Below are 26,195 nucleotides of genomic sequence, written 5' to 3' on the forward strand. Positions count from 1 at the left end.
AGAGGGAGGATAGCCACCGAGGAGGAGCGGTTCGGTCACAGGCCGTCGTCAGGTGGCGTCGGAGTCGTACGGAGGGCGCTCGGCGGCGCCCTGTTCGTCTCGCTTGTCCTGCTTCTTCAACAGGTCCGGGGAGCCGTTGACCGCGGCGGGCGCGGGCGCCGGCTCGCGTCCGTGGACGGCGTCGGCGACCTCGTTCATCTCCTTCTTGAGGTCGAAGGTGCCGCGCAGCTCCTTGAGCTCCTTGAGGTCCTCGTTGCTCTCCAGCTGCTTGCGGAGGAACGTCTTGGGGTTGAGGTCCTCGAACTCGAAGTCCTTGAACTCCGGTCCCAGCTCGCTGCGGATGTCCTGCTTCGCGCTGTCGGAGAACTCGCGGACCTTCCGGATGAAGCGCGAGACGTCCTGGATCACCTTCGGAAGCTTGTCCGGCCCGAAGACGAGCACGGCGAGGACCACGAGCGTCACCAGCTCGAGTGCGCCTATGTCGCTGAACACCTAGTAGCTCCTTCACGCCGGTCCAGGGCCCGGTCCACGGTACCCGCCCAAACTGTCGGACGGGTACCTCGCGGTGTCCGCCACACGGCGCTCAGGTGCCCTGCGAGGACCCGAGCGTCAACGTCTTTGTCAGCTCTTTGCCGTCCCGGCTCAGCGTGAGCTCCAGCTTGTCGCCGGGGCGGTGGGCGCGGATCTTCACGATGAGCTCCTCGCCGTTGTGCACGCGCTGGCCGTCGACCCTGGTGATGACGTCCCCCGGCCGGAGCCCCGCCTCGGCGGCCGGGCCGCCGGCGGTGACGGAGGCGGAGCCGTCCTTGCCCTTCTCGCCGACCCGGGCGCCGTCGCCGTTGAACTGCATGTCGAGGCTCACACCGATGACGGGGTGGGTGGCCTTGCCGGTGTTGATGAGCTCCTCGGCGACGCGCTTGCCCTGGTTGATCGGTATGGCGAAGCCGAGGCCGATGGAGCCGGGCTGGCTCGCGCCGCCGCCCTCGCCCTCGCCGGAGCCGCCGCCGGCGGCGCGGATCGCGCTGTTGATGCCGATGACCCGCGCCTTGGAGTCGAGCAGCGGGCCGCCGGAGTTGCCGGGGTTGATGGGGGCGTCGGTCTGGAGCGCGTCGACGTAGCTGATGTCGCTGCCGTCGCCCTTCTCGCCGCCGGCGGTGATCGGGCGCTCCTTGGCGCTGATGATGCCGGAGGTGACCGTGTTGGAGAGGTCGAAGGGGGCGCCGATGGCGACGACGGGGTCGCCGACGCGGACGTCGTCGGAGTTGCCGAGCGGCAGCGCCTTGAGGCCGGAGACGCCGGTGACCTGCACGACGGCCAGGTCGTAGCCGGTGTCCTTGCCGATGAGCTTGGCGCGGGCCGTCTCGCCGCTGGAGAAGGTCACCGAGATGTCCCCGGAGGACGCGGCACCGTCGACGACGTGGTTGTTGGTGAGGATGTGGCCCTTGGTGTCCAGGACGAAGCCGGTGCCGGTGCCGGAGGAGCCGTTGCCCCGGACGTGCAGGGTGACCACGCCGGGCAGGGCGCTGGCGGCGATCCCGGCGACGCTGTCGGGGGCGCGGCCGGTGTCCCCGGGCTCGGCCTGCGGCAGCTCGACGGTGGTGAGTCCGCCGTTCCGCTCGACGTACGCGCCGATCCCGCCGCCGATGACGCCGGTGACCAGGGCGAAGGCGAGCGCGGCCGCGAGCGCGAGCCCCTTCCGGGACTTCTTCGCGGGCAGCGGCGGGGCGCCGGTCCCCGGGGCGCTCCAGGGGTCGTACTGCACCCAGGGCGTGGCCCCGCCCGGCGGCTGGGGGTGCGGGTGGGCGTGGGCGTGCACCGGCGGCTGGGGCTGGGGGTGCGGGGATGCCTGTGGCGGTACGGCGGCGGGCGGGCGCTGCACGGGCGGTGCGGGCGCCCACGGCCCCGGCTCGCCGTAGGGCGGCGTGCGGTACTCGTCGGGCGTGTGCAGGGGCTGGCGCGCCTGCGGCGCGGGGGCCTGCGCCTCGGCCGCGGCGGGCACGGGGGCCGCGACGGGGGCGGGCTCCACCGGGGGCGCGGCGGGCTCGGCCGCGGGCGCGGTCTTCGTCAGATCGACGGCGGGCTCGGGCGCGGACTTCGTCAGCTCGACCGCCGGCTCGGGCGCGGCCTCCGGGGCCGGGGCCTCCGGGGCCGGGGCCTCCGGGGCCTGCCCGGAATCGGCCGCCACGGCCTCCGCCGCGAGCGGTTCCGGGGCCGGGGACCCGGGGGCCGGCGCCGGGTCCGTCAGGTCGGCCGGCTCCTGCCCGGCGGAGGACCGGGGCGCGGGCAGGGGGAAGTCGCCGTCGCCCTCGTCGGCCGGAGGCGGCGTGGGTATCCGCGCCGCCTCCGGTGCGCTCGAAGGCCGGCTCCACCAGTTCGGCTTCCCGTTGTTCATGCTCTCCCCGCAACAGCTGGCCCGTCCGCGCCCTGGGTCGGGCGTCCCTGTCCCTGGATTCAACCAGGTCGCGGGTCAGCGGTGGGAGCCGAGCGGTCCGGTCGTCGGGCTCGCCATCGGGCCGGGCCCGGGGGCGAAGGCCAGGCGGAGGGCCGGAGCTGTCGGCCGCACGAACGGCGAGAGGGCGAGGAGCGACTGCGGGGCCGGATTCCGGAGCCGTACGGCCACGAACGGGGCGGCGGCGGAGCGCACCGCGTCCGGCGGGACGGCGCCCGAGGGGACCGTGCCCTGGGCCACGGCCACGACCGGCCCCCGCGGGACGGCTGCCGGGGCCGCCTCGGCGAGCGGCTCGGCGTCGCCGAGGGACCGGGCGCCCGCGCGCTCGCCGGAGCGCGTGCCGCGCCCCGTCCCGGTCCCGGTGCTCGCGCCGCCGGTCGCGGTGGCGCGCAGCGGGGTGACGGCGCTGCCGGTGCCCTGGCCGCCGCGTGCGCTCGCGTTCACCGAGGTTTCGAGGGGCAGGGTGCCGCCGAGGGCGATCGCCGCGAACGAGACGGCGCTGGCCGCCGCGAAGGCGAAGCGCCGACCCCGCCCGGGGGTCCCGGAGGGCCGGTGGCCGACGGCGTGGATGCGGAAGCCCGCGCCGGGGGCGCCGGGGTGCGGGGTGACGACGGCGGCGGTGGCGAAGCCGTCCGACTTCACTCCGCCTCCGCCGAGGAGCTCTTCGAGGGGGCCGCGCGGTCCGCCGGGCCCTTCCGGGTCACCGGGTCCCCCGGGGAGCCCCTGGAGCCGGGCGAGGAAGCCCTCCGAGGGCGGCGGAGGAGCCGCCGAGGCGAAGACGCTCTTCAGCGTGCGCTGGGCGTCCGCCTCGGCCTTGCAGCGGGCGCAGGTCGCGAGGTGGGCGAGGACCCGCTCGCGGGCGTCATGGCCGAGCTCGCCGTCGACGAGCGCGGCCAGCCGGTCCCCGAGGTGGTGCTCCGCGGGGGTCGGCGACGTGGGACTGGTGCCGCTCACGCTGTCGCTGCCTCCCATCCGACGGAGGCGAGCGCACGCTCCGCCCGGGCCTCGGGCGAGCGGTGCTTGAGCGCCTTGCGCAGGTGGGAGCGGCCGCGGTGGATGCGGCTGCGGACGGTGCCGAGCTTCACTCCGAGGGTCGCGGCGATCTCCTCGTACGACAGTCCCTCGATGTCGCAGAGGACGACGGCCGCGCGGAACTCGGGCGCGAGGGTGTCGAGGGCCTGCTGCACGTCGGCGTCGAAGTGCGTGTCGTTGAACGCCTGCTGCGGCGAGGGCTCGCGGCTGGGCAGCCGCTCGGCCGCGTCGTCGGCGAGCGCGTCGAAGCGGATGCGCTGCTTGCGGCGGACCATGTCGAGGAAGAGGTTGGTGGTGATGCGGTGCAGCCAGCCCTCGAAGGTGCCCGGCGTGTACGTCGACAGCGAGCGGAAGACGCGGACGAAGACCTCCTGGGTGAGGTCCTCGGCGTCGTGCTGGTTGCCCGTCAGGCGGTAGGCGAGGCGGTAGACCCGGCCGCTGTGGGTGCTGACGATCTCCTCCCAGGTGGGAGGGGTCCACGCCTGCGATTCCGCATCCGATGCGAAGGTCGCGGTGGTGGGAGCGGAGTCGGTGGTGCGGAAACGGTCAGCGGTGTCGGTCACGGATTTCGGCTCACCCGCCGACCTGAGAAGACGCCGAAGCACTCCTCCCCGATCCACAGGCGCAGCCGCACCTCCCCTGTCGGCTCTGGTGGTGTCCAGTGGAGCCCCTACCATAGCCACCTCGCCCGTTAGCTCCGGATAAGAATCTTTACGCGAATTTGGAACCGGCTCGCCCGGCTGCCTCCTGCGCGTCCTTCCCCTGGTGAACGCACGGTCCCATCTGCGGGTTCCCGCTGACAGCGGATACAGTCACCGTTGCGTCAACTACGGGGACAGGAGAGGGCCATTACCGCCAACCGGCAGACGAGCTGGTCGTTCGCCGACGCCTTCGTCGCCGAGGACGAAGCTCTGCGCTGGGCCCGTGAGCGGGCCCGGGAGGCAGGGCTGCCCTCGGTGTCGCCGGGCACCGGTGGGGCGCTGCGCCTGCTCGCCGCGACGGCGGACGCCAAGGCGGTGGCGGAGATCGGCACCGGCACGGGCGTGTCGGGGATCTACCTGCTGCTCGGGATGCGGCCGGACGGCGTGCTGACGACGGTGGACCTCCAGCCGGAGCGGCAGCAGCTCGCCAAGACGGCGTTCCGCGCGGCCGGCTTCGCGGGCAACCGGGCCCGTTTCATCCCCGGCCGGGCCCTGGACGTGCTGCCCCGGCTCGCGGACGGCGGATACGACCTCGTGTTCTGCGACGGCGACCGGCTCGAGTACCTGGACTATCTCGCTGAATCGTTGCGCCTGCTGCGACCGGGGGGTCTCGTCTGCTTCGAGGGGGTCTTCGCCGAGGGCCGCACGGTCGATTCGGGGGCCCAGCCGGCGGAGGTCCAGCGGATCCGCGAGCTGCTGCGCGCGGTGCGGGAGAGCCAGGAGTTCGTCCCCTCCCTGCTGCCCGTGGGCGACGGCCTGCTCTGCGCGGTACGGCGCGGCTGACCGCTCGCCCGGGCGGGGGCGCACCGCCCCGGAGACGCCGCTGCCCCGGCACGGCGGACCGTACCGGGGCAGCGCTCAGGAATCGTGGAGAAGAGGGTCAGCCGACGACCTTCTTGAGGGCGTCGCCCAGCGCCTCGGCCTCGTCCGGGGTCAGCTCGACGACAAGCCGACCGCCGCCTTCGAGCGGAACGCGCATGACGATGCCCCGCCCCTCCTTGGTCACCTCGAGCGGGCCATCACCCGTCCGCGGCTTCATGGCCGCCATGCTTGTTCCCCTTCCTGAAACCAGCTCATCGTCAGCCGGGCAGCTCCTTGATGTGGAGCACGCGTCACCGGCTTCGAACACATTGCTTCCAGGTCATTATCCCGCATGGCAGGACCCGATGACCAACATCGCTTGGCATCGCTTGCGCAACGCGCTCTCTCAAAACCCCACATTTCGGGGATCGGCCTGCGATACTTCGCCGCTCGACGTCGGAGCGGCCCCTTCCCGTCTTTGACGCACCTCACATGGGCGGCACGGGTGATCTCCGCCATGCTGAGCTGGTCAACCACGCAATGAGGCGAAGGGATCCCGATGGCCGACACGGTGTTGTACGAGGTGAGCGACGGACTCGCCACCATCACGCTCAACCGGCCCGAGGCCATGAACGCGATGAACGTGGCGACCAAGGTCGCCCTCCGGGAGGCCGCGGAGACCGCCGCGGCCGACCCCGCCGTCCGGGCGGTGCTGCTCACGGCGGCCGGCGACCGGGCGTTCTGCGTGGGCCAGGACCTGAAGGAGCACGTCGGGCTGCTCACGGCGGACCGGGAGTCCGGCACGAGCGAGACCATGAACACGGTCCGTGACCACTACAACCCGATCGTGCGCGCGCTCACCGGCATGCGCAAGCCGGTCGTCGCGGGGGTGAACGGCGTCGCCGCCGGTGCGGGCTTCGGCTTCGCGCTCGCGGCGGACTACCGGGTGGTCGCGGACACGGCCTCCTTCAACACCTCCTTCGCGGGCGTGGCCCTCACCGCCGACTCGGGCGTGTCGTGGACGCTCCCCCGGCTGATCGGTGCGAGCCGCGCCTCCGACCTGCTGCTCTTCCCGCGCTCGATCAGCGCCCGGGAGGCGTACGAGCTGGGCATCGTGAACCGACTGGTCCCGGCCGCCGACCTGGCCGCCGAGGCGGAGAAGGTGGCCCGCGCCCTCGCGGAGGGCCCGACGGTGGCGTACGCGGCCCTGAAGGAGTCCCTCGCCTTCGGCGCCGACCACTCCCTCACGGAGGCCCTCGGCAAGGAGGAGGAGCTCCAGACCCTGGCGGGCGCGTCGGAGGACCACACGATCGCGGTCCGCGCCTTCATCGCCAAGGAGAAGCCGAAGTACCTGGGCCGCTGACCTCGGGCGGAACCCCTTCGCCGGCGCGGACGAGGGCCGGGGGCGGCTAGGGCCTGTCTTTCGGATCAGGCCGGATCAGGGAGCGGGGCCCGGTGCGTGCGATCGCAAGGCGGAGGAGGGAGCCGACGCGGAGCGTCGGCGACCGACGACAACGCGGCGAGCGCGCGTGCCGGGCCCCGCGAGCCCGGCATGAGCCGAAAGACGGGCCCTAGGGCCCGTCGCCCCGGGCCACGCACCCCTTCAGGTGGTCGTCGACCAGGCCGCAGGCCTGCATCAGGGCGTAGGCCGTGGTGGGGCCGATGAAACGGAGGCCGCGCTTCTTGAGGGCCTTGGAGAGGGCCGTCGACTCGTCGGTGACCGCCGGGACCTCGGCGAGCGTGCGCGGGGCGGAGCGGGTCGCCCGGTCGGGGGCGTGGGACCAGATCAGCGCGTCGAGCTCGCCCGGGGACCAGTCGGCGAGCAGCTTCGCGTTGGCCAGGGTCGCGTCGACCTTGGCGCGGTTGCGGATGATGCCCTCGTCGGCGAGGAGCCGCTCGCGGTCCGCCTCGCCGAAGGCGGCGACGGAGGCGATCTCGAAGCCGGCGAAGGCGCGCCGGAAGCCCTCGCGGCGGCGCAGGATCGTGATCCACGACAGGCCGGACTGGAAGGCCTCCAGGCAGAGCCGCTCGAAGAGCGCGTCGTCGCCGTGGACCGGGCGCCCCCACTCCTCGTCGTGGTACGCGACGTAGTCCTCGGTCGACAGGCCCCAGGGGCAGCGCAGCAGCCCGTCGGGCCCGGGGATCGCCTCGCCCGTCACTTCTCGCCGCCCTCCGCGCCGGCGTCACCGGCGCCGCCCGCGCCCGCGAGCGCCTCCTCCAGCTCGGCGATCCGGGCGTCGCGCTCGGCGAGTTCGGCGCCGAGGCGCACGAGGACGTCGTCCACGTCGGCCATCCGGTAGCCGCGGGGGGCGACGGGGAGGCGGAGCGCCTCGACGTCGGCGCGGTCCACCGGGCGGGCGACCGGAAGGGGGTCGACGAGCTGCTCGGGCGCCACCTCGGGCAGCACCTCGCTGTCGCCGCCGCCGACCACGGCGAGGGTCACCGCGGCCACGACCACGACCATCGTGATGAGCAGAAACCAGAACACCTGCGCGCCTCTCCCCGGAGTGGAAAACGTCCCGTGCCGATCGTGCCATGCGCCACCGACGGTTAGGGTCACAGGCGAACGGACGCGAGGGAGGACATAAGGGATGCTGCGCTTGGGACGGCGTGAATTCGGGCCGCACGAGCCCGTGATCATGGCGATCGTGAACCGGACCCCGGACTCCTTCTACGACCAGGGCGCGACCTTCCGGGACGAGCCCGCGCTCGCGCGGGTCGAGCAGGCCGTGGCGGAGGGGGCGGCGATCATCGACATCGGCGGGGTGAAGGCGGGCCCCGGCGAGGAGGTGACGGCCGAGGAGGAGGCGCGGCGCACGGTCGGCTTCGTCGCCGAGGTCCGCAGGCGCCATCCCGACGTGGTGATCAGCGTCGACACCTGGCGGGCGGACGTCGGCGAGGCGGTCTGCGAGGCCGGGGCGGACGTCCTCAACGACGCGTGGGGCGGGGTCGACCCGCGGCTCGCGGAGGTCGCGGCGAAGTACGGGGCGGGGCTCGTCTGCACGCACGCGGGCGGCGCGGAACCGCGGACCCGGCCGCACCGGGTGGAGTACGAGGACGTGATGGCCGACATCCTGCGGGTCACGGTGGGCCTTGCGGAGCGCGCGGCCTCGCTCGGCGTGCGACGGGACGGGATCATGATCGACCCCGGTCACGACTTCGGGAAGAACACCCGGCACAGCCTGGAGGCGACGCGCCGGCTCGGCGAGATGGCCGAGACGGGGTGGCCGGTCCTGGTGTCCCTGTCCAACAAGGACTTCGTGGGCGAGACGCTCGACCGGCCGGTCAAGGAGCGGGTCCTCGGGACCCTGGCCACGACGGCGGTCTCCGCGTGGCTCGGAGCGCAGGTGTACCGGGTGCACGAGGTGGCGGAGACCCGTCAGGTCCTCGACATGGTGGCGTCGATCGCCGGACACCGGGCACCGGCCGTCGCCCGACGGGGCCTGGCGTAGGGCGCCGGACGGGGCCCGACCTAGGGCGCCGGGCGGGGCCTGACCGGCCTTGATCCGCCGGACGGGCCCCGGCCCCCGGGGGCCGGGAGCCGAGGCCCGGGAGCCGAGGCCCGGGGGCCGGGGCCCGGGAGCGGGCACCCGGCACCGCGGGGCGTGCCCGCGACGGTCAGCGGCCCACTTCCTTCGTCACCAGGGCCACCGCCTCCTCCACGTCGTCCGTGACGTGGAAGAGGAGGAGGTCGTGCTCCGAGGCCTTGCCGCCGGCGACCACCGAGTCGCGCAGCCAGTCGACGAGGCCCTTCCAGTACTCCGTGCCGAAGAGCACGATCGGGAAGCGGGTGACCTTCCGGGTCTGGACCAGGGTCAGCGCCTCGAAGAGCTCGTCGAGGGTGCCGAGGCCGCCGGGCAGGACGACGAAGCCCTGCGCGTACTTCACGAACATCGTCTTGCGGACGAAGAAGTAGCGGAAGTTCACGCCGATGTCGACGTGCGGGTTGAGCCCCTGCTCGAAGGGGAGCTCGATGCCGAGGCCCACCGAGACGCCCCTGGCCTCCCTGGCCCCCTTGTTGGCCGCCTCCATGGCGCCCGGCCCGCCGCCGGTGATCACGGCAAACCCCGCTTCGACGAGCGCCCGGCCGATCCGCACGCCCGCCTCGTACTCCGGTGAGTCCGGCCTCGTGCGGGCCGAGCCGAAGACGCTGATCGCGCTCGGCAGTTCGGCGAGGGCGCCGAAGCCCTCGACGAACTCGGACTGGATGCGCATGACCCGCCAGGGGTCGGTGTGCACCCACTCCGAGTCGCCCTCGGTGTCGAGCAGCCGCTGGTCCGTGGTGCCCGGCTGGACCTGGTCCCTGCGCCTGAGCACCGGTCCCAGCCGCTGCTCCTCCGGCTTCGTCTCCCCTTCGGGGATACCCATGGCCTGCTCCCTCCGTCGAACCGACGATCTTCTGGTGGGGTCAGGGTAGGTCCACGGAGGTGACGAAATCCGAAATTACGGGAGACGGGCGGTCAGCCAGTCGCGGAGGCGTGCCTCGCAGTGGTGGATGCGGTCGACGTGGACGTGCTCGTCGCGCTTGTGCGCGTACAGGGGGTCACCGGGGCCGTAGTTCACCGCGGGCACGCCGAGGGCGCTGAAGCGGGCGACGTCGGTCCATCCGAACTTGGGCTGCGCGCTGCCGCCGACGGCCTTCATGAAGGCCTCGGCCGCGGGGTGGGAGAGGCCGGGCAGGGCACCGGGGCTCTCGTCGTCGACGACGAACTCGGCGATGTCGCAGCCGTCGAAGAACTCGCGGACGTACGCCAGGGCCTCGGCCGGGGAGCGGTCGGGGGCGTACCGGTAGTTGACGGTGACGGCGCAGGCGTCGGGGATGACGTTGGTGGCGACGCCGCCCTCGATCCGGACGGCGTTGAGGCCCTCGTGGTACTGGAGGCCGTCGATGACCGGCTTGCGCGGCTCGTAGGCGGCGAGGCGGGCGAGGATCGGCGCGGCGGTGTGGATGGCGTTGGAGCCCATCCAGGAGCGCGCGGAGTGGGCGCGCTCGCCGGCGGTGTGCAGGATGACGCGCAGGGTGCCCTGGCAGCCGCCCTCGACCTGGCCGTCGGAGGGTTCGAGGAGGACGGCGAAGTCGCCTTCCAGCCAGTCGGGGTGCGCGGCGGCGACCTTGCCGAGGCCGTTGAGGTCGGCGGCGACCTCCTCGTTGTCGTAGAAGACGAAGGTGAGGTCGCGGTTGGGCTCGGGGACGGTGGCGGCGATGCGGAGCTGGACCGCGACCCCGGACTTCATGTCGGAGGTGCCGCAGCCCCACAGGACGCCGTCCTCGTCGAGGCGCGAGGGCACGTTGTCCGCGATCGGCACGGTGTCGATGTGGCCGGCGAGGACGACGCGCTCGCCGCGGCCGAGGTTCGTCCGGGCGACGACGTTGTTGCCGTACCGGTCGACGGTGAGGTGCGGCAGGAGGCGCAGGGCCCCCTCGATCGCGTCGGCGAGCGGCTTCTCGGTCCCGCTGACGGAGGGGAAGTCGACGAGGGCGGCGGTGAGCGCCGCCCCGTTCAGGGAGAGGTCGAGGAGGGCGTCGGGCGGGGTGATGTCAGCCATGTGCCGACCCTAACGCGGCCTCCAGTACGGTGGGCCCCGTGTCCGAGCCCACCCGCCCTCGTCGCCGCGGCCGCCGCGCCCGCTCCGCGGCCGCCTTCGCCGTGCTCCTCGGCCTCTCCGCGTACGTGGCCGTCCACCAGATGACGGGGAGCACGGGGGCGCCCCGGTGCAGTGTGGGCAGTGGGGACAACCGCTACGAGTTCACCCCGGAGCAGGCGTCCAACGCGGCGATGATCGCGGCGGCGGGCACCACCCGGGGGCTGCCGGAGCGGGCCGTGACGATCGCGCTCGCGACCGCGCTGCAGGAGTCCGCGCTGCGGAACATCGAGCACGGCGACCGGGACTCGCTGGGGCTCTTCCAGCAGCGGCCCTCGCAGGGCTGGGGGACGCCGGCGCAGATCATGGACCCGGTGTACTCGGCGGGGAAGTTCTACGAGGGCCTGGAGAAGGTCCCCGGGTACTCGCGGCTGCCGCTGACGGTGGCGGCGCAGAAGGTGCAGCGGAGCGGTTTCCCGCAGGCGTACGCGAAGCACGAGCCGGACGCCGCGCTGCTGTCGGCGGCGCTCACGGGCCGGTCGCCGGCGGCGCTGACCTGCACGGCGAGCACGGCGAAGGGCCGGCCGGGCGATCCGGAGCGGGTACGCCGGGAGCTGGTGCGGTCCTTCGGCGAGAAGGCGGCGCCGAAGGCCGTGACGGGCGGCCCGAGCGCGGGCCGCTCGGCCTCGGAGCCGCCGGTGCTGGTGGTGCCGGTCCGGGGGGCGACGGGCGCGGGGAGCGCGCCGGGGGCCGGCTCGGACGAGCGGCGCGGCTGGGAGCTGGCGCAGTGGGCGGTGGCGAGGGCGGACGCGCTGCGCATCACGGAGGTCTCGTTCGGCGACCGCGTCTGGCGCGCGGGCGAGGCCGCCGGCGGCTGGTCGAAGTCCTCACCGACCGGAACCGGCACGTCGGTCCGCATGCGCCTGGCGCAGTAGCCGCGGGACGGCGGCCTTCCCGAGTGCGCCCGGCAGGATGGCCACGGGACGGCCCCCCGGCGCGGTCGGCGCGTCGGCCACCGGAACGGCACCCCGCACGCGGGCGTGCCCGCGCGGAAGCCCGCGGGGCGGCGCCCCGCCCGAGCCCGCGCAGGAGCCGCAGGAGCCGGCGGCCACCAGAACGGGCCCGTCCCCGTACCGGCTCGCGCGGAAGCCGGCGGCCGGCAGCCGGCGCGAGGGCCTCCGAGGCGACGGAGCCGGCCGTGTGCGGCTCGCCCGGCGGCCGTACGGCGGCCGACGGGACAGCGCGCCGGCGCGCGGCAGCGCCAAGGCGGCGCACCGCCCGCGCGCATCCGGTGCAAGGGCCGTGCGGCAGCGGCCGAGGCGACGGAGCCGGCCGGGTGACCGGGCGGTCGGCGGTGGCGGTCCCTCCGCACCGGGCTCGCGCGGCAGCCGCGCGCCGGCCGGAGCGGTGGGTCCGTGCGGGAACACCGAGCACGGCGACCGGGACGCGTGCGGCCCGCTCCGTGGCCGCCGGGGCGGCCTTCCGGGCGCGGCCGGGGCGGTGGGCGTCGGGGCGGTGGGCGTCGGGGCGGTGCCGCACGCGGCCGCTCACGCGGCCGCGCCGGAGGCCGTCGGAGCCGCCGCACGCGGTTCGGGCGTGCCGCGCACCCGTGCGGAAGGTCACCCGGTCGTGGCACGGTCCGGCGTCGGGGCGGAAGGAATTCGCGGCACCTTTCCCACGCGTCACCCCTCCCCCTCGCACCCCTTGGCGCACAAGGGAAGTGACGGTTCGGCAGGGCCCCTCGCAATGACACGTTCGTCCGTTTTCCTCCCCACCCGACAATACGACGCATTGCCAACTCTTTACCTCCGGCCGCCGCAACCTCCCCCGCCCCGGGGCCGGTTGTCACCGCGTAACCGTCCTCTTCGTCGAAGGAGCACCATGTCCCTCTCCCTGACCCGCCGGATCGCCCGTGCCGCCCTCATCGTCGCGGCCGGAGCAGCCCCCGTGGTCGGTGCGGCCGGCTCCGCGAGCGCTCTGGACAACAGCCTCGCGCCGGCCGGCGCCCTCGGCGGCGTGACCGCCCTGGACGCCGCCGGGGCGGGCGGCGCCGTCGACAGCGCCTCGCAGACCGCGACCGGCGTGGTCGGCGAGACCGGCAGCAAGGCCGTCGGCACCGCCGTCCCGGCCGCGGGCAAGACCCTCGGCACGGCCGGCAAGACCGCCACCCCCGCCGCCCAGGAGGTCGTCGGCAAGACGGCCGGCAGCACGGGCGAGGTCGTCGGCCAGACCGCCGGCGCCGCCGCCGAGAGCGCCGAGGGCCCCACCGGCGGCGCCCTGGGCGGTGGCCTCGGCGGCCTGCCGACCGGCCAGACCCTGGGCGGCCTGCCGATCGGCGGCTGACCCGCGGCACGACGCACGGAGGGCCCGGGGAGCACACGCTCCCCGGGCCCTCCGGCGTTCCGCCCGTCAGCCCAGGCGCTTGACCGCGGCCTCGACCCGCTCGTCCGTCGCCGTGAACGCCACCCGCACGAAGCGCTCCCCGGCCTCGCCGTAGAAGTCGCCGGGCGCCACCAGGATGCCCTTCTCCGCCAGGTACGCCACCGTCTCCCAGCACGGCTCGTCCCGGGTCGCCCACAGGTACAGGCTCGCCTCGCTGTGCTCGATCCGGAAGCCGTGCGCCTCCAGGGCCGCCCGCAGCGCCGTGCGCCGGGCCGCGTACCGCTCGCGCTGCTCGGCCACGTGCGCGTCGTCGCCGAGCGCCGCGACCGTCGCCGCCTGCACCGGGGCGGCGGTCATCATGCCGCCGTGCTTGCGGATCTGGAGCAGCTCGCCCAGGACGGCCGCGTCGCCCGCGATGAACGCGGCCCGGTAGCCCGCCAGGTTGGAGCGCTTGGACAGCGAGTGGACCGCGACGATCCCCTCGTACGAGCCGCCGCAGACGTCCGGGTGCAGGACCGAGACCGGGTCGGCCTCCCAGCCCAGCTCCAGGTAGCACTCGTCGGAGAAGACGAGGACGCCGTGCTCGCGCGCCCAGGCCACGATCCGGGCCAGCTCGTCCTTGGCGAGGACCTTGCCGGTCGGGTTGGACGGGGAGTTGAGCCAGAGGAGCTTCAGGCCCGCCGGGTCGAGCTCCGTCGGGTCGTCGTAGACCACGGGCGTCGCGCCGCAGAGCCGCGCCCCCACCTCGTACGTCGGGTACGCCAGCCGCGGGTAGGCGACCACGTCGCCCGCGCCGAGCCCCAGCTGCGTCGGCAGCCAGGCCACCAGCTCCTTGGAGCCGACCACCGGGAGCACGTTCTCGTGGGCGAGGTCCACCGCCCCCAGACGCCGCTCGCACCAGCCGGTGAGCGCGTCGCGCAGTTCCCTCGTCCCCCACACCGTGGGATAGCCCGGCGAGTCCGCGGCCGCGACCAGGGCCTCCTGGATCAGCGCGGGGACCGGGTCCACGGGCGTGCCGACGGACAGGTCCACGATTCCGTCCGGGTGGGTCAGGGCCGTCTTCTTGTACGGCTCCAGCTTGTCCCAGGGGAAGACGGGAAGGCGCGAAGAGACTGCGCTCACGGGTTGGCTCACTTCCTCGTACGTACGGAAAACGCTTCGGTCCCGCACGGCGGCGAGGCCGTGCGGGACCGAGGGCGAAGGATCAGCCGTTCTGCGGCGGCAGGGCGGCGATGAAGGGGTGGTCGCGCTCGATCTCGCCGAGCTTGGAGGCACCACCGGGCGAACCGAGCTCGTCGAAGAACTCGACGTTCGCCTTGTAGTAGTCCTTCCACTCCTCCGGGGTGTCGTCCTCGTAGAAGATCGCCTCGACCGGGCAGACCGGCTCACAGGCCCCGCAGTCGACGCATTCGTCCGGGTGGATGTACAAGGACCGCTTGCCCTCGTAGATGCAGTCGACGGGGCACTCCTCGATGCACGCCTTGTCCTTGACGTCGACACAAGGCTGCGCGATGACGTAGGTCACGCTGTCGTTCCTCCTCGATAGGGCTGGTCTGCGCGGGAGCGCGGCGTCGTCGATGCCCGCACCTAGTATCTCCGTTCTTGGGGGCGATCCGAACAGGAGGGGCGGAGAAGCTGTGGAAATCACCGGCGGAGGACGTCTTGAAGTGCGAATCACCAGCGCTGACGTGGGAAAACGTGTCTCCGTTCGGTGCGTGACGGACTCGGCGGAACCGGGTGAGAAGTTCACCGACACGGTCGGCGTTCTCACATCGTGGGAAGCCGGTGTGCTGCTGATCACACGAAAGAGCGGCGAGAGCGTCCGGATCCCGGAATCCGGTCTCGTCGCGGGGAAGGTCGTCCCGGCCGCTCCGGCCCGCCGCCGCGGCCCCGCCGCCACCTTCGCGGAGCTCGCCCGCGCCACCGCGCGCGCGTGGCAGCCCGTCGAGAGCGAGGCCCTCGGGGAGTGGACCCTGCGGGCCTCCGACGGATTCACCCGGCGCGCCAACTCGGTCCTCGCGCTCGGTGATCCGGGGCTGCCGGTCGCCGAGGCCCTGGCGCACGCGCGCGCGTGGTACGCGGCCCGGAAGCTCCCCGCGTACGTCCAGGCCTCCACCGGCGCCGAGGGCACCCAGGAGCTGCTGTGCGCCGCCCTCGACCGGCACGGCTGGCGGCGCGAGGTCTCCGCCGAGGTGCGGATCGGGGCGCTGGCCCCCATCGGCGACCTGGACGCCGACGTCTCCGCCGTGCGCCTCTCCCGGACGGTCGACGAGGCCTGGCTGCGCCGCTACCAGCGCTTCGAGGAGGCGAGTCCGGCCGTCCGGTCCGTCCTCGCGTCCGGTCCGAGCGTGTGGTTCGCCTCCGTCGTGGGCACGGAAGGGGTACCGGCGGCGATCGGACGCTGCGTGGTCGACGGCCGCTGGGCCGGTTTCATGGCGGTCGAGGTCGCCCCCGACCGGCGCCGCCTGGGCCTGGCGACGTCGGTCATGACGGCGCTCGCCCGGCAGGCGCTCGACGAGGGCGCGTCGGCGGCCTGGCTCCAGGTGGAGGCGGACAACGACGCAGGGCGGGCGCTGTACGACGGGATGGGCTTCGCGCCCCACCACCACTACCACCACTACCGATGGGTCGAGGCGTGACGGAGGACGTACCACCACCGGACGGACCGGCGGGCGCGTCCGAGGAACCGGGCCGGGACGACTGGCGGCGGGAGTTCGCCGAGGAGGCCCGCGCCGAGCGGCCCGACCTCGCCCGGCTCTGCCTGCTGATCGGCGCGGTGGCCGACCCCTCCGTCACCCGGCGCGTCCTCGACGAGGCCGAGATCGAACTCGACCGGCTCGCCGGGCTCGTCCCCTACGCGACCCGGCTCACCGGCGACTGGGCCGCCGAACTCGCCGCGCTCCTCGGCCGCCACGAGGGCTTCGAGGGCGTGCCGGCCGACTACCAGCGCCTGGAGTCCTCGCTGCTGCACGAGGTGCTCCGGCGGCGCCGGGGCCTGCCCATCCTGCTCTCCGTCGTCTGGATGGAGGTCGCCCGCCGGGCCGGCGCCCCCGTGTACGGGCTCGGGCTGCCCGGCCACTTCGTCGTCGGCTTCGGCGACCCGGCCGATCTGCGCCTCGCCGACCCGTTCGCGGGCGGCCGGGCGATGACGGCCGCGGACGCCGAGCTCCTGGTGGCCGGCGCGACGGGCGAGGCGCTCGACCGGTCGATGCTCCGCCCCGCCGAGCCCGGCGCGATCGTCCTGCGGATCCTCAACAACATCCGCGCCTGGGCGGCCCCCCGTCCCGAGCGCTCCGACGTGGCCCTGTGGGCCGTGGAGCTCGCCCTGCTGCTCCCCTCCCACCCGGCGAGGCTCCGCTACGAACGGGCCGAGCTGCTCGTCCAGCGCGGGGAGTTCCTCACGGGGGCGGTGGAGATGGAGGCGTACGCCCAGGTGATGGACGCGGTGGACCCGGAGTCCGCGACGACGATCCGCCGCCGGGCCCAGGCGGCGCGGGCGCTGCTCAACTAGGGCGCGGCCGCCGGGAGAGGAGAAGAAGGGGGCGGGGCGACCGGATTCGAACCGGCGTCCTCCGAGATGCCGTCGCGGCGCACTACCTCTGTGCTACGACCCCGCCCTTGCGCGGGACTCTACGCGGAGCGGGTCGGGAACGGCGACCCCGTTTTCTCCGCACCGGGGGGACGCGGCCGCCGGTCCGGTCCCCGGCCCCGGGCGGGGCGAGCGCGGGCGGGACGCGCCCGGGCCCCCGTCCCCGGACGGGACGGGGGCCCGGGGGCCGGAGAGGGGGCGGTCAGCCCTCGCCGCTGAGGTCGATCGTCTTCGTGCGCTCCGCGAGGTTCTTGCCCCTCAGCGCGTCGCGCATCACGAAGGCCACGTCGTCGGCGGAGACCTGGTGCTTGCTGCCGTCGCCCTTGGTGATCATGACGCCGTCGAAGGCTCCGTCGAGGAGCCGCTCGATCGCCTTCTTGTCGTAGACCTCGACCAGCCGGCCGTCGACGGCCTTCATCGAGAGGATCTGCGGCAGCGACCGCGCCGGACCGAAGTCGATGTGCTTGCCGCCCGCCTGGATCCTGATCAGGCCGGACATGGCGGGCGTCGCGAATTCCCTCATCGCCCGGTCCAGCTCGGCCTTGGTGACCGTCGGACGGCGGGTGGTGACCGGCAGCTCGACCAGCTTGTTCTGGCCGGTCTCGACCTGGGCGCGGAAGGCGTCCTGGACGGAGATCATCGAGCGCTGGACGTCCAGGCCCTGGCCGGGCTTGCCCTCGACCGGGGTCACCTTGTTCGGGGCGAAGAGGATCGTGCCCTCGGTCGCCGACGCGGAGCTGCCGGCCAGGTCCGCCAGGGCGACGGCGAGCTTCTCCTTGTCGACGGGGAACACCGGCTTCGCGATCCGCTCTCCGCCGAAGAGGGAGCCGATGACCGAGACCGGGTTGTAGTCGCTGCCGGCCGCCGCGCGGACGGTCTCCTGGCTGTCGAGCGCCAGGCCCGCCTTGTCCGGGGCCAGCTGGACCTTCTTGCCGCCGACGCTCAGCTGGAGCGGGGTGGTGGCCCGCTTGCCGAACACCGCGTCCAGCTTGTCGACGGCCTCCTCCTTCGTGCCGCCGCCGATGTCCACGCCGAGCACCGTGGTGCCCTTGGGGACGTCGGAGTGGTTGAGGAGCAGCCCCGCGCCGTAGGCGACGCCGGCGATGCCCAGGATTCCGGCGGCCGCGAGGACCAGCTTGGAGCGGCCCTTCTTCGCCGGGGCGCGGTCGGCCGCCGGTGCCTGGCGCGGCGCGGGGGCCGGGGTCGCGTGCTCCTCGATGCGCGGCGTCAGGTTCGGCCGGGCCGCCGTCGGCGGGACCACGGGGATGCCGCTGGTGAGCGTGTCCCCGGAGATGTGGGCGCCGTTGCCGCCCGGCGCGCCCGGGCCGGGCCTGGGCGCCGGGGCGGGCTGCTGGGGCGTCAGGATCGCGGTGTCGTCGGACATGCGGGGCGCGCCGCCGTCGGCGGCGAACGGGGAGCCCGCGCCCTGGCCGGCGCCGAAGGGGCGGGGGCCGGCGGGGGCGCCGAGGGAGGCGGTGCCGGTGACCGGTCCCGTGGTGGGTCCGGCGGGCGCCGCCGGGGCGCCGGGAGCGCCCTGACCGCCCGGCCCTCGGTGGGCGGGCGTGCCGGCGGCGGGGGTGCCGTCGTACATCGGGGTGCCCGCGGCCGGAGTGCCGTCGTACAGCGGAGTGCCCCCGGCGGGGGTCCCGTCGTACAGGGGCGTTCCGGCGGCCGGGGTCCCGTCGTACATCGGGGTGCCCGCAGCCGGAGTGCCGTCGTACAGGGGGGTGCCCGCGGCCGGAGTGCCGTCGTACAGCGGAGTGCCCCCGGCGGGGGTCCCCTCGTACATCGGGGTGCCGCCCGCCGGTGTGCCGCTCTCGTACAGCGGGTTGCCCGGCGGTGTCGGGGCGGGTGCGGTGACCGGGCGGCTCGACGGGGTGGTGCCGACCGTCGGGACGCCCGAGGTCGCCGAGCCCGCGAAGCCAGTGCCGGGGGCGTCCGGCCCGGCCGGCGCCGGGGCGGGCTTGGCCGCCGGCGGGGGCGTGGGGGCGGGAGCGGGAGCCGGGCTGGGGGCCGCCGCCTTGCGGGGGGCGAACCAGTCGCTCGTCTCCTTCGCCTTCGGCGCCTGCGGGGCCTCCTCGGCGGCCCGCGGGGGCTCCGGGGCCGCGGGCGCCGGCTCGGGCTCCGGTTCCGGCTGCGCGACGGGCTCGGGGTCCGGGGCGGACGCCTCGTTGACCGGCTTGCGGACCACGACCGGCGGGATCGGACGCGAACCCGGGATGTTGATCCGGATCCGGGTCGTCAGCGTCGTCTCGGTCTTGGGCTCCTCCGGCGGCGCGGGCGCGGCGGCGGTCTCCTCCGGCGCGTCCTGCGTGGGGTGGAGCGACGGATACTGGCGGGATCCGTACGGCGGGGTACCCGAGGGGTACGCGGCTCCCCCGCGCCCCTGGGCGCCGGAGGACGAACTGTCAGTCTCTCGACCAGTTTCACGACTCAAAGCAGGATCTCCCGGTTGGCTCCACCGCCCGCTCTTGCTGATGCTCGTGTTGACCCGGGCGGTTCGGCGGCGCGCACCACCATACTGAACGCCGCCGACTCATACCCGACCCCTGGGTGGAGGACGACGGGCAATCCGGCCGAAGTCAGGGCGTCCCCGGCCTCAAGTCGTCCTGTTCACGGGGCCGGTCGCGACAGCCGGGGCAGAGTGGCGCACATCACAGCGAGCGCCATGCCTCCGAAGAGGAAGAGCAGCTCGCCGGCGCCTCCGCCGAACACGCCGTCGCCCTCGGGGCGTCCGAGGCTGAGCAGGATGACGGCGACGAGCCAGCCGGCGGCGGAGGAGGCGACGCCGACCTGGGTGCCGGTGGCGCGGAGCCCTCCGTAGAAGAGGCCGGCGGTGGCGAGGAGCGCGAGGAGCAAGCCGCCGGGGAACCAGGCGGCTTGGACGAGGGATCCGGCGGTGCCGACGAGGGCGCCGAGGACGAGCAGGGCGGCGTACCAGGCATACCGGACAACCGGGGAGGGCGTCGGGGACGGTGCCGGGGCGGGCTTCGCGGCGGTGGGGCTCATTCCGTCACCCCCGCGAAGAGGTCCGTCTCGCGCTCGCCCTCGGGGGCGCCCGACGTGCCACGGACCAGTTCGTAGTACTCGGTGGTGAAGATCGGCTGGGCGAGGTCGTTGGAGAGGGCGAAGAAGGGACCGTCGACGGCGACTTGGGTGGCGTGGGCGGCCATCGCGGCGCTCTTGCGGGCGGCGTACGCGGGATCGGAGGCGATCTCGGCGGTGATCCGGTCCTCGTCGACGACGCCGGGGACGTCGTCGACGGCGGCGACGGCCGGGAAGACGGAGCCCTCGGCGCGGAGCCGGGCGAATCCGGCCTCGGCGACGGGGCGGGGGACGCGGTTCCAGTAGATCTTGGCGATCGTGTGGGCCGGTCCGAGGTCGGGGCGGTAGTCCGGGTCGGCGGCGAGTTCGGCGGCGCGGGTGGCGACCCGGTGGGCCTGGATGTGGTCGGGGTGGCCGTAGCCGCCGTCGGGGTCGTAGGTGACGAGGACCTGCGGGCGGGTCTCGCGGATCACCTCGACGAGGTGGGGCGCGGCGGTGTCGACGTCGGTGTTCCAGAAGGCGTTGGCGCGCTTGTTCTGCTCGGCGCCCATCATCCCGGAGTCGCGGAAGCGGCCGGGGCCGCCGAGGAAGCGGTGGTCGGTGACGCCCAGCTCGGTCATCGCGGCGGCGAGTTCGCCGACGCGGTGCGGGCCGAGCCGGTCCTCCCGGTCGGGGGCCAGGTGGGCGAGGTCGGGCGGGATGACCTCGCCCTCCTCGCCGAGCGTGCAGGTGACGAGGGTGACGAGGGCGCCCTCGGCCGCGTACCTGGCCATGGTGGCGCCGTTGTTGATCGACTCGTCGTCCGGGTGCGCGTGCACGAGCAGCAGACGGCGGGCGGGGAGATCGGACATGCCCCCCACCCTACGAGCACGGCCCCCGCCCGACGAGCGTCAGGCCGGGGGCGGGGCGCACCCGGTCAGAACTTGAGTCCGCCGATCATGCCCGCCACGTTCGTGGTGAGGGTGCTGATGGAGGGGGCGATGGAGGAGCTCGCCAGGTAGAAGCCCAGGAGCGCGCAGATCGCCGCATGTCCAGCCTTCAGCCCGGATTTCCGGATCAGCAGGAAGACGACGATCGCCAGCAGCACCACCACGGAGATCGAGAGTGCCACGGCGGTTCACCTCCACCTTCGGTCGGATATTCGAGCGGTTCGGTCGATCAGCATGTGCCAGAGGGCATACCAGTCCGATGCATACCCACCTAGCGCTACGGATCATAACTATCCGTGCGGCCGCATCGATCGGCGGACGGAGGCACGAGGGGGGCGCACGGCGCTAGTTTCAGCCGCATGACCTTGTCTTCGCAGCAGTCGGCCACACCCTCGGCCGGGCTCTCCTTCCCCCGCCAGCACGCCCGGACCCAGCGGTTCACCCTGGGGGTCCCGCGCGGTTTCTCGGTCTCCCCCGACGGGGAGCGCGTGGTCTTCGTCAGATCCGGTTCGGGGACGGACCGTTCGCACCGGCTCTGGGTGCTGGACCTGCCCCGGGACGGCGAGCCCGGGGAGCGGGTGGCCGCCGACCCGGTGGCGCTGCTCGCGGGCGCGGAGGAGGAGCTGTCGCCTCAGGAGCGGGCGCGCCGGGAGCGGAGCCGGGAGGGCTCGGCGGGGATCGTGGCGTACGCGGTGGACTCGGCCGTGGAGTTGGCGGCGTTCGCGCTGTCGGGGCGGCTGTTCGCGGCGGAGCTGCGGGCGGGGACGGCGTGGGAGCTTCCGGTGCCGGGGCCGGTGATCGATCCCCGTCCCTCGCCGGACGGACGGTTCGTGGCGTACGTGGCGGAGGGCGCCCTGCGGGTGGTGGGCGCGGACGGCGCGGGCGACCGGGAACTGGCCGTACCGGAGGACGTTCACGTGTCCTACGGATTGGCCGAATTCATCGCCTCGGAGGAGATGGGGCGGGAGCGCGGCCACTGGTGGTCGCCCGCCTCGGACCGGCTGCTCGTGGCGCGGGCGGACGACCGGGCGGTGCGGCGCTGGTGGATCGCGGACCCGGCGCACCCGGAGCGGGAGCCGCAGCGGGTGGGGTATCCGGCGGCGGGGACGGCCAACGCGGAGGTGCGGCTGTTCGTGATCGGCCTCGACGGGTCCCGCACGGAGGTGGTGTGGGACCGGGAGCGGTATCCGTACCTGGCGCGGGTGCACTGGTCGGCGGCCGGGGCGCCGCTGCTGCTCGTGCAGACGCGGGACCAGCGGGAGCAGCTGTTCCTGGCGGTGGACCCGGAGTCGGGGAAGACCGCGACCGTACGGACGGAGGCGGATCCGGCGTGGCTGGAGCTGCACCACGGGGTGCCGGCGTGGGGGCCGGGCGGGGAGCTGGTCCGGGTCACCGACGAGGGCGGGGCGCGGGTCCTGGCCGTCGGGGAGGAGGCGTGGACGGACGCGGGGCTGCACGTCCGGGCGGTGCTCGACGTGGGGGCGGACGACGTCCTCGTGTCGGCCTCGGCGGGTGAGGCGGCGGCGGGGCCTGAGACCGGCGAGATCCATGTGTACCGGGTGACCGGGCGGGGCCCGGAACGGCTGACGCGGCTGTCGGAGGGCACCGGTGTGCACGGCGCGGTGCGCTCGGGGGCGGTGACCGTCCTGGTGTCGGCGCGGCCGGAGGAGCCGGGGAGCGTGGCCCGGGTGCTGCGGGACGGCGAGCCGGTCGCGGTGGTGGCCTCGTACGCCCAGCGGCCGGTGATCTCCGCCCGGGTGCGGCTGGCGGAGGCGGGGGCGCGGCGGATCCCGTGCGCGGTGCTGCTGCCCTCGGGGTACGAGGAGGGGGACGGGCCGCTGCCGGTCCTGATGGATCCGTACGGCGGTCCGCACGGGCAGCGGGTGCTCGCGGCGCACAATCCGCACCTGACCTCGCAGTGGTTCGCCGACCAGGGCTTCGCCGTGGTCGTGGCGGACGGGCGGGGCATGCCGGGGCGCTCTCCGGCCTGGGAGAAGTCGGTCGCGCGGGACTTCGGGGTGACGCTCGACGACCAGGTGGAGGCGCTGCGGGCGCTGGCCGGGAGCCTCCCGCTCGATCTGGACCGGGTGGCGATCCGCGGCTGGTCGTACGGCGGCTATCTGGCGGCCCGGGCGGTGCTCCAGAGGCCCGACGTCTTCCACGCGGCCGTGGTCGGGGCGCCGGTGACGGACTGGCGGCTGTACGACACGCACTACACGGAGCGGTACCTCGGCACCCCGCAGGACGATCCGGAGGTGTACGCGGCGCAGTCGCTGCTGACCGACGACGGTCTGACGGCGCCGGAGGAGCCGGCCCGGCCGATGATGGTCGTGCACGGTCTCGCCGACGACAACGTGGTGGTGGGGCACGCGCTGCGGCTGTCGTCGGCGCTGCTCGCGGCGGGCCGGCCGCACGAGGTGCTGCCGCTGTCCGGGGTGACGCACATGACGCCGCAGGAGCAGGTGGCGGAGAACCTGCTGCTGCTCCAGGTGGACTTCCTGAAGCGGGCCCTCGGTCTGGCGCCCTGAGTCACCAGCCCGGCGGCGGCGGGGAGGGCGGGGCCGGGGGCCGCGCCCCCGCCGCCGGGTACGGGCCGGGCGCGGTGACGGGGGCGCCGCGCCCGGCCAGGAGCACGAGCACCGTGACGCCGGCGAGCAGTTCGAAGGCGCTGGTGAGGACGTACGCCGCGTCCGGGGTGGTGAGGTCGCCGAGGCGGACGAGGGTCTCGTACCGGACGGCGCGGGCGACCCCGCCGAGGCCGCCGGCGGCCAGGAGCACGGCGGCGAGCAGCCCGAAGGCCCTGGCGTGGCGGGCCCGTACGAGGCAGGAGACGGCGGCCGTGCCGTACAGCCCGACGGCGATCGCCGACAGCCAGCCGGGCGGGGGCGCGAGGGCGGGCTTCACGACGGAGCGGCCGCCGGTGAACCGGTCGACGGTGACCTCCAGGGGCAGTTCGCCGGCCCAGTACAGCTCCCACAGGGCCACGAAGAGCGCGCCGAGCGCGAGGAGGGTCCCGGCGGCGATCGCGGGGCCGGTACGGGGCCTGCCGGGCTCCCGCTCGTACGGGGCGGACGTGGGGCGGCGGCCGACGGCGGCGGTGAGGACGAGTCCGGCCGCGAGGGCCAGTTCGAGGAGGGCGGTGACGAGGGCGCCGCTGCCGGGCGCCCAGAGCCCGGGGAGCCGCAGGGCGAGGGTGACCGCGCCGGCGGCGGCGAGGGCGGAGGCCGCGTGCCGCGAGCGGAGCGCTGCGACGACGACGGCGGCGTAGGCGGCGAGGAGGACGGGGTCGATCAGGGAGGTGGTGGACCGTCCCCTGATCAGGAAGTGGTGGTCTCCGGCCCAGTACCACGCGAGGTCGGCCGGCGAGCCGAGCGCGGCGAGGTCCTGGAGGATCCACACGGCGGCGATGAGGGCGAGCGCGGCGCAGAGCGCGGCGCCCGTGAGACGTGCCGGTCGTGTCACAGTCACGGCCCCGATACTCACGGTCGCGACCGACCGAAACAAGCGGTTCCGCATGAACGGCGCATGGCGGCCGGCCGGGGGCGACATGGCGCGCCCCCGGCCGGCTCACGGCACCCGCACGGCCGTACGGAACCAATGTCCGATGTCCGTATATCGGATCCGATTCCGCCGGGTTGCCCGCAGGTTAAAGGGACTTGGGCTCCTCCCCGCCGTCCTCCGGCGGCACCACCTGCTTCTCCTCCGCGAAGTGGCAGGCGGAGTCGTGCTTCGCGGGGCTGTCCGTGAGGCGGAAGACGGCCGGGACGGCGAGGAGCGGGACCTCCAGGGCGCAGCGCTCCTGGGCCTTCCAGCAGCGGGTGCGGAAGCGGCAGCCGGAGGGGATGTTGGCCGGGGAGGGGACGTCGCCGGCGAGGATGATCCGCTCCCGGTGGGCGCGCGCCTCGGGGTCGGGGACGGGGACGGCGGAGAGCAGCGCCTGGGTGTAGGGGTGGGTGGGGTGGTCGTAGATCTGGGCGTCGGTGCCGATCTCGACGATCCGGCCGAGGTACATGACGCCGACGCGGTCGGAGATGTGCCGGACGATCGACAGGTCGTGGGCGATGAAGACGTACGACAGGGAGAACTCGGTCTGCAGGTTGTCGAGGAGGTTGACGACCTGGGCCTGGACGGAGACGTCCAGGGCCGAGACCGGCTCGTCCGCGACGATGATCTCGGGCTGGAGGGCGAGGCCGCGGGCGATGCCGATGCGCTGGCGCTGGCCGCCGGAGAACTGGTGGGGGTAGCGGTTGATGTACTCCGGGTTGAGGCCGACGACGTCCAGGAGGTCCTGGACCTTGCGGCGGCGGTCGCCCTTGGGCGCGACCTCGGGGTGGATCTCGTACGGCTCGCCGATGATGTCGCCGACCGTCATGCGCGGGTTGAGCGAGGTGTACGGGTCCTGGAAGACCATCTGGATGTTGCGGCGGACGGACTTCAGGGCGCGCGGGGAGAGTCTGGTGATGTCCTCGCCCTTGTAGCGGATGCTTCCGGAGGTCGGCTTCTCCAGGTTGACCAGCATCTTCGCGACGGTCGACTTGCCGCAGCCCGATTCGCCGACGATGCCGAGGGTCTCGCCGGCGGCGAGGTCGAAGTCGACGCCGTCGACGGCCTTGACGGCGCCGACCTGCTTCTTGAAGAGGATGCCCTGGGTCAGGGGGTAGTGCTTGTGGAGGTCCCGGACTTCGAGAATCGCCTCAGCCATGGAGGCACTCCTTCCAGAAGTGGCAGGCGCTGGCGCGCGGCACCGGGGACTCGGTCACGTCGTACAGCGGGGGCACGTCGGTGCGGCACCGGTCCCGGGCGAGCGGGCAGCGCGGGTTGAAGGAGCAGCCGGGCGGGATGGCGAGGAGGTTGGGCGGGAGGCCCTTGATGGCGTAGAGCTCCTGGCCCTTCTGGTCGAGGCGCGGGATGGAGTCGAGCAGGCCCCGGGTGTAGGGGTGGGCGGGGGCCTTGTAGATCTCGTGGACGGGCGCCTGTTCGACGATCTTCCCCGCGTACATGACGGCGATCTTGTCGGCGACGTCGGCGACGACGCCGAGGTCGTGGGTGATGAGGATGAGGCCCATGTTGAGCTCGCGCTGGAGCTCGGCGAGGAGGTCCATGACCTGGGCCTGGACGGTGACGTCGAGGGCGGTGGTGGGTTCGTCGGCGATGATCAGTTCGGGTTCGAGGGCGAGCGCCATCGCGATCATGATGCGCTGGCGCATGCCGCCGGAGAACTGGTGGGGGTACTGGCCGACGCGCTCCTTGGCGGCGGGGATGCGGACCCGGTCCATCAGCTCGACGGCCTTGGCCTTGGCGTCCTTGCGGGACATCCCCCGGTGGACCTGGAACATCTCGCCGAGCTGGTCGCCGACGCTGAGGACGGGGTTGAGGGAGGACAGCGCGTCCTGGAAGATCATCGCCATCTTGGCGCCGCGGATCTTCCGCCGCTCCTCCTCCTTGAGCTTGAGGAGGTCCTGGCCCTGGAAGAGGATCTCGCCGCCGCTGATCCTCCCGGGCGGGATGTCGAGGATGCCCATGACGGCCTGGGCGGTGACGGACTTGCCGGAGCCGGACTCGCCGAGGACGGCGAGGGTCTCCCCCGCGTCGACGGAGTAGTCGACGCCGTTGACCGCCTTGGCCACCCCGTCCCGGGTGTGGAACTCCACGTGCAGGTCGCGCACTTCGAGCAGCATGGGTCC

Annotated in this window: 26 protein-coding genes and 1 tRNA gene; 8 read left to right on the forward strand and 19 right to left on the reverse strand. The window is 74.1% G+C overall.

Annotated features, from left to right (window positions below; all coding sequences use genetic code 11):
- Window positions 1-48: 48 nt before the first annotated feature.
- The 4 genes from ACFYUZ_RS12235 to sigE all read right to left on the reverse strand — a co-directional run bounded on the left by ACFYUZ_RS12235 (window position 49) and on the right by sigE (window position 4,158).
- On the reverse strand, window positions 49-492 hold the full coding sequence (locus tag ACFYUZ_RS12235) for a sec-independent translocase (RefSeq protein WP_389308095.1): 444 nt from the start codon (window positions 490-492) through the stop codon (window positions 49-51).
- A 91-nt stretch (window positions 493-583) separates the two neighbouring features.
- On the reverse strand, window positions 584-2,392 hold the full coding sequence (locus tag ACFYUZ_RS12240; RefSeq protein ID WP_389308097.1) for a S1C family serine protease: 1,809 nt from the start codon (window positions 2,390-2,392) through the stop codon (window positions 584-586).
- Window positions 2,393-2,467: 75 nt separating this feature from the next.
- Window positions 2,468-3,403: an anti-sigma factor family protein gene (locus tag ACFYUZ_RS12245; RefSeq protein ID WP_389308099.1), complete on the reverse strand. Its 936-nt coding sequence runs from the start codon at window positions 3,401-3,403 to the stop codon at window positions 2,468-2,470.
- Window positions 3,400-4,158 (reverse strand): RNA polymerase sigma factor SigE, encoded by a 759-nt coding sequence (gene sigE, locus ACFYUZ_RS12250; RefSeq protein WP_093874217.1) that lies wholly within the window; start codon window positions 4,156-4,158, stop codon window positions 3,400-3,402. The genes ACFYUZ_RS12245 and sigE overlap by 4 nt, the downstream gene beginning before the upstream one ends.
- 141 nt (window positions 4,159-4,299) lie before the next feature.
- Between sigE and ACFYUZ_RS12255 the strand changes: the two genes are divergently transcribed.
- Complete coding sequence (locus ACFYUZ_RS12255; protein WP_389308101.1) at window positions 4,300-4,965, forward strand: O-methyltransferase; 666 nt, start codon at window positions 4,300-4,302, stop codon at window positions 4,963-4,965.
- A gap of 97 nt (window positions 4,966-5,062) precedes the next feature.
- On the opposite strand, the gene ACFYUZ_RS12260 is transcribed toward ACFYUZ_RS12255, so the two are convergent.
- A complete protein-coding gene (locus ACFYUZ_RS12260) occupies window positions 5,063-5,230 on the reverse strand; it encodes a DUF3117 domain-containing protein (protein ID WP_009997451.1) in 168 nt (55 codons plus the stop codon).
- A 312-nt stretch (window positions 5,231-5,542) separates the two neighbouring features.
- On the opposite strand from ACFYUZ_RS12260, the gene ACFYUZ_RS12265 reads away from it, so the two are divergent.
- Window positions 5,543-6,346 (forward strand): enoyl-CoA hydratase/isomerase family protein, encoded by an 804-nt coding sequence (locus tag ACFYUZ_RS12265; protein ID WP_389308103.1) that lies wholly within the window; start codon window positions 5,543-5,545, stop codon window positions 6,344-6,346.
- Window positions 6,347-6,554: 208 nt separating this feature from the next.
- Here the strand turns inward: ACFYUZ_RS12265 and ACFYUZ_RS12270 are convergent, their stop codons facing one another.
- Together ACFYUZ_RS12270 and ACFYUZ_RS12275 are read right to left on the reverse strand one after the other, a co-directional pair.
- Window positions 6,555-7,142, reverse strand: a complete 588-nt coding sequence (locus ACFYUZ_RS12270; RefSeq protein WP_389308105.1) for a DNA-3-methyladenine glycosylase I — start codon at window positions 7,140-7,142, stop codon at window positions 6,555-6,557.
- Window positions 7,139-7,471 carry a hypothetical protein gene (locus ACFYUZ_RS12275; protein WP_093874221.1) on the reverse strand — a complete coding sequence of 111 codons (333 nt, stop codon included), beginning with the start codon at window positions 7,469-7,471 and terminating at the stop codon, window positions 7,139-7,141. Before ACFYUZ_RS12275 ends, ACFYUZ_RS12270 begins: the two co-directional genes overlap by 4 nt.
- Window positions 7,472-7,574: 103 nt before the next feature.
- On the opposite strand from ACFYUZ_RS12275, the gene folP reads away from it, so the two are divergent.
- Window positions 7,575-8,435 carry a dihydropteroate synthase gene (gene folP / locus ACFYUZ_RS12280; protein WP_383674670.1) on the forward strand — a complete coding sequence of 287 codons (861 nt, stop codon included), beginning with the start codon at window positions 7,575-7,577 and terminating at the stop codon, window positions 8,433-8,435.
- Between the two features lie 166 nt (window positions 8,436-8,601).
- Here folP and ACFYUZ_RS12285 read toward each other — a convergent pair whose 3' ends face one another.
- Window positions 8,602-9,351 carry a TIGR00730 family Rossman fold protein gene (locus ACFYUZ_RS12285; protein ID WP_356902346.1) on the reverse strand — a complete coding sequence of 250 codons (750 nt, stop codon included), beginning with the start codon at window positions 9,349-9,351 and terminating at the stop codon, window positions 8,602-8,604.
- A gap of 75 nt (window positions 9,352-9,426) precedes the next feature.
- Entirely contained in the window at window positions 9,427-10,530 is a 1,104-nt protein-coding gene (gene dapE / locus ACFYUZ_RS12290; RefSeq protein WP_389308108.1) for a succinyl-diaminopimelate desuccinylase, read from the reverse strand.
- A 29-nt stretch (window positions 10,531-10,559) separates the two neighbouring features.
- Between dapE and ACFYUZ_RS12295 the strand changes: the two genes are divergently transcribed.
- Both ACFYUZ_RS12295 and ACFYUZ_RS12300 read left to right on the forward strand, forming a co-directional pair.
- Window positions 10,560-11,501 (forward strand): hypothetical protein, encoded by a 942-nt coding sequence (locus ACFYUZ_RS12295; RefSeq protein WP_389308110.1) that lies wholly within the window; start codon window positions 10,560-10,562, stop codon window positions 11,499-11,501.
- 946 nt (window positions 11,502-12,447) lie between these two features.
- On the forward strand, window positions 12,448-12,909 hold the full coding sequence (locus tag ACFYUZ_RS12300; protein WP_389308112.1) for an ATP-binding protein: 462 nt from the start codon (window positions 12,448-12,450) through the stop codon (window positions 12,907-12,909).
- A gap of 66 nt (window positions 12,910-12,975) precedes the next feature.
- Here the strand turns inward: ACFYUZ_RS12300 and ACFYUZ_RS12305 are convergent, their stop codons facing one another.
- On the reverse strand, window positions 12,976-14,070 hold the full coding sequence (locus ACFYUZ_RS12305) for a bifunctional succinyldiaminopimelate transaminase/glutamate-prephenate aminotransferase (RefSeq protein WP_389308114.1): 1,095 nt from the start codon (window positions 14,068-14,070) through the stop codon (window positions 12,976-12,978).
- Window positions 14,071-14,152: 82 nt separating this feature from the next.
- Window positions 14,153-14,473: a ferredoxin gene (fdxA, locus tag ACFYUZ_RS12310; protein ID WP_015035968.1), complete on the reverse strand. Its 321-nt coding sequence runs from the start codon at window positions 14,471-14,473 to the stop codon at window positions 14,153-14,155.
- A 112-nt stretch (window positions 14,474-14,585) separates the two neighbouring features.
- On the opposite strand from fdxA, the gene ACFYUZ_RS12315 reads away from it, so the two are divergent.
- Together ACFYUZ_RS12315 and ACFYUZ_RS12320 are read left to right on the forward strand one after the other, a co-directional pair.
- The gene (locus ACFYUZ_RS12315; protein WP_389308116.1) at window positions 14,586-15,587 is read left to right on the forward strand and encodes a GNAT family N-acetyltransferase; all 1,002 of its coding nucleotides are present in this window, start codon (window positions 14,586-14,588) and stop codon (window positions 15,585-15,587) included.
- Window positions 15,572-16,459, forward strand: a complete 888-nt coding sequence (locus ACFYUZ_RS12320) for a tetratricopeptide repeat protein (protein ID WP_389308118.1) — start codon at window positions 15,572-15,574, stop codon at window positions 16,457-16,459. The genes ACFYUZ_RS12315 and ACFYUZ_RS12320 overlap by 16 nt, the downstream gene beginning before the upstream one ends.
- A gap of 30 nt (window positions 16,460-16,489) precedes the next feature.
- On the opposite strand, the gene ACFYUZ_RS12325 is transcribed toward ACFYUZ_RS12320, so the two are convergent.
- From ACFYUZ_RS12325 to ACFYUZ_RS12345, 5 genes are all read right to left on the reverse strand, one after another.
- Window positions 16,490-16,564, reverse strand: a tRNA-Pro gene (locus ACFYUZ_RS12325).
- Window positions 16,565-16,739: 175 nt separating this feature from the next.
- A complete protein-coding gene (locus ACFYUZ_RS12330) occupies window positions 16,740-18,974 on the reverse strand; it encodes a hypothetical protein (RefSeq protein WP_389308119.1) in 2,235 nt (744 codons plus the stop codon).
- Between the two features lie 176 nt (window positions 18,975-19,150).
- Window positions 19,151-19,546 (reverse strand): DUF6113 family protein, encoded by a 396-nt coding sequence (locus tag ACFYUZ_RS12335; RefSeq protein WP_389308121.1) that lies wholly within the window; start codon window positions 19,544-19,546, stop codon window positions 19,151-19,153.
- Window positions 19,543-20,433: an N-acetyl-1-D-myo-inositol-2-amino-2-deoxy-alpha-D-glucopyranoside deacetylase gene (gene mshB, locus ACFYUZ_RS12340; protein WP_389308123.1), complete on the reverse strand. Its 891-nt coding sequence runs from the start codon at window positions 20,431-20,433 to the stop codon at window positions 19,543-19,545. The genes ACFYUZ_RS12335 and mshB overlap by 4 nt, the downstream gene beginning before the upstream one ends.
- Window positions 20,434-20,498: 65 nt before the next feature.
- Complete coding sequence (locus ACFYUZ_RS12345; RefSeq protein WP_053640878.1) at window positions 20,499-20,693, reverse strand: hypothetical protein; 195 nt, start codon at window positions 20,691-20,693, stop codon at window positions 20,499-20,501.
- A 177-nt stretch (window positions 20,694-20,870) separates the two neighbouring features.
- Here ACFYUZ_RS12345 and ACFYUZ_RS12350 point away from each other — a divergent pair, with 177 nt between their 5' ends.
- Window positions 20,871-23,039, forward strand: coding sequence for an alpha/beta fold hydrolase (locus ACFYUZ_RS12350; protein ID WP_389308125.1), 2,169 nt, complete (start codon window positions 20,871-20,873; stop codon window positions 23,037-23,039).
- A gap of 1 nt (window position 23,040) precedes the next feature.
- Here ACFYUZ_RS12350 and ACFYUZ_RS12355 read toward each other — a convergent pair whose 3' ends face one another.
- The 3 genes from ACFYUZ_RS12355 to ACFYUZ_RS12365 all read right to left on the reverse strand — a co-directional run bounded on the left by ACFYUZ_RS12355 (window position 23,041) and on the right by ACFYUZ_RS12365 (window position 26,189).
- Window positions 23,041-23,979, reverse strand: a complete 939-nt coding sequence (locus ACFYUZ_RS12355) for a hypothetical protein (RefSeq protein WP_389308127.1) — start codon at window positions 23,977-23,979, stop codon at window positions 23,041-23,043.
- 178 nt (window positions 23,980-24,157) lie between these two features.
- On the reverse strand, window positions 24,158-25,213 hold the full coding sequence (locus tag ACFYUZ_RS12360; protein WP_389308129.1) for an ABC transporter ATP-binding protein: 1,056 nt from the start codon (window positions 25,211-25,213) through the stop codon (window positions 24,158-24,160).
- Complete coding sequence (locus ACFYUZ_RS12365; RefSeq protein ID WP_389308131.1) at window positions 25,206-26,189, reverse strand: ABC transporter ATP-binding protein; 984 nt, start codon at window positions 26,187-26,189, stop codon at window positions 25,206-25,208. Before ACFYUZ_RS12365 ends, ACFYUZ_RS12360 begins: the two co-directional genes overlap by 8 nt.
- Window positions 26,190-26,195 lie beyond the last annotated feature (6 nt).

Origin of the sequence: Streptomyces sp. NPDC004266, assembly GCF_042874095.1 — a bacterium.
In the GTDB taxonomy this organism is placed as follows: domain Bacteria; phylum Actinomycetota; class Actinomycetes; order Streptomycetales; family Streptomycetaceae; genus Streptomyces.

Coding starts and splice junctions, on each gene's coding strand:
- sigE (WP_093874217.1), bottom strand. CDS start 4,158: ATGGTAGGGGCTCCACTGGACACCACCAGAGCCGACAGGGGAGGTGCG.
- ACFYUZ_RS12350 (WP_389308125.1), top strand. CDS start 20,871: ATGACCTTGTCTTCGCAGCAGTCGGCCACACCCTCGGCCGGGCTCTCC.
- dapE (WP_389308108.1), bottom strand. CDS start 10,530: ATGGCTGACATCACCCCGCCCGACGCCCTCCTCGACCTCTCCCTGAAC.
- ACFYUZ_RS12240 (WP_389308097.1), bottom strand. CDS start 2,392: ATGAACAACGGGAAGCCGAACTGGTGGAGCCGGCCTTCGAGCGCACCG.
- ACFYUZ_RS12365 (WP_389308131.1), bottom strand. CDS start 26,189: ATGCTGCTCGAAGTGCGCGACCTGCACGTGGAGTTCCACACCCGGGAC.
- ACFYUZ_RS12320 (WP_389308118.1), top strand. CDS start 15,572: ATGGGTCGAGGCGTGACGGAGGACGTACCACCACCGGACGGACCGGCG.
- ACFYUZ_RS12285 (WP_356902346.1), bottom strand. CDS start 9,351: ATGGGTATCCCCGAAGGGGAGACGAAGCCGGAGGAGCAGCGGCTGGGA.
- folP (WP_383674670.1), top strand. CDS start 7,575: ATGCTGCGCTTGGGACGGCGTGAATTCGGGCCGCACGAGCCCGTGATC.
- ACFYUZ_RS12300 (WP_389308112.1), top strand. CDS start 12,448: ATGTCCCTCTCCCTGACCCGCCGGATCGCCCGTGCCGCCCTCATCGTC.
- mshB (WP_389308123.1), bottom strand. CDS start 20,433: ATGTCCGATCTCCCCGCCCGCCGTCTGCTGCTCGTGCACGCGCACCCG.
- ACFYUZ_RS12360 (WP_389308129.1), bottom strand. CDS start 25,213: ATGGCTGAGGCGATTCTCGAAGTCCGGGACCTCCACAAGCACTACCCC.
- ACFYUZ_RS12260 (WP_009997451.1), bottom strand. CDS start 5,230: ATGGCGGCCATGAAGCCGCGGACGGGTGATGGCCCGCTCGAGGTGACC.
- ACFYUZ_RS12335 (WP_389308121.1), bottom strand. CDS start 19,546: ATGAGCCCCACCGCCGCGAAGCCCGCCCCGGCACCGTCCCCGACGCCC.
- ACFYUZ_RS12265 (WP_389308103.1), top strand. CDS start 5,543: ATGGCCGACACGGTGTTGTACGAGGTGAGCGACGGACTCGCCACCATC.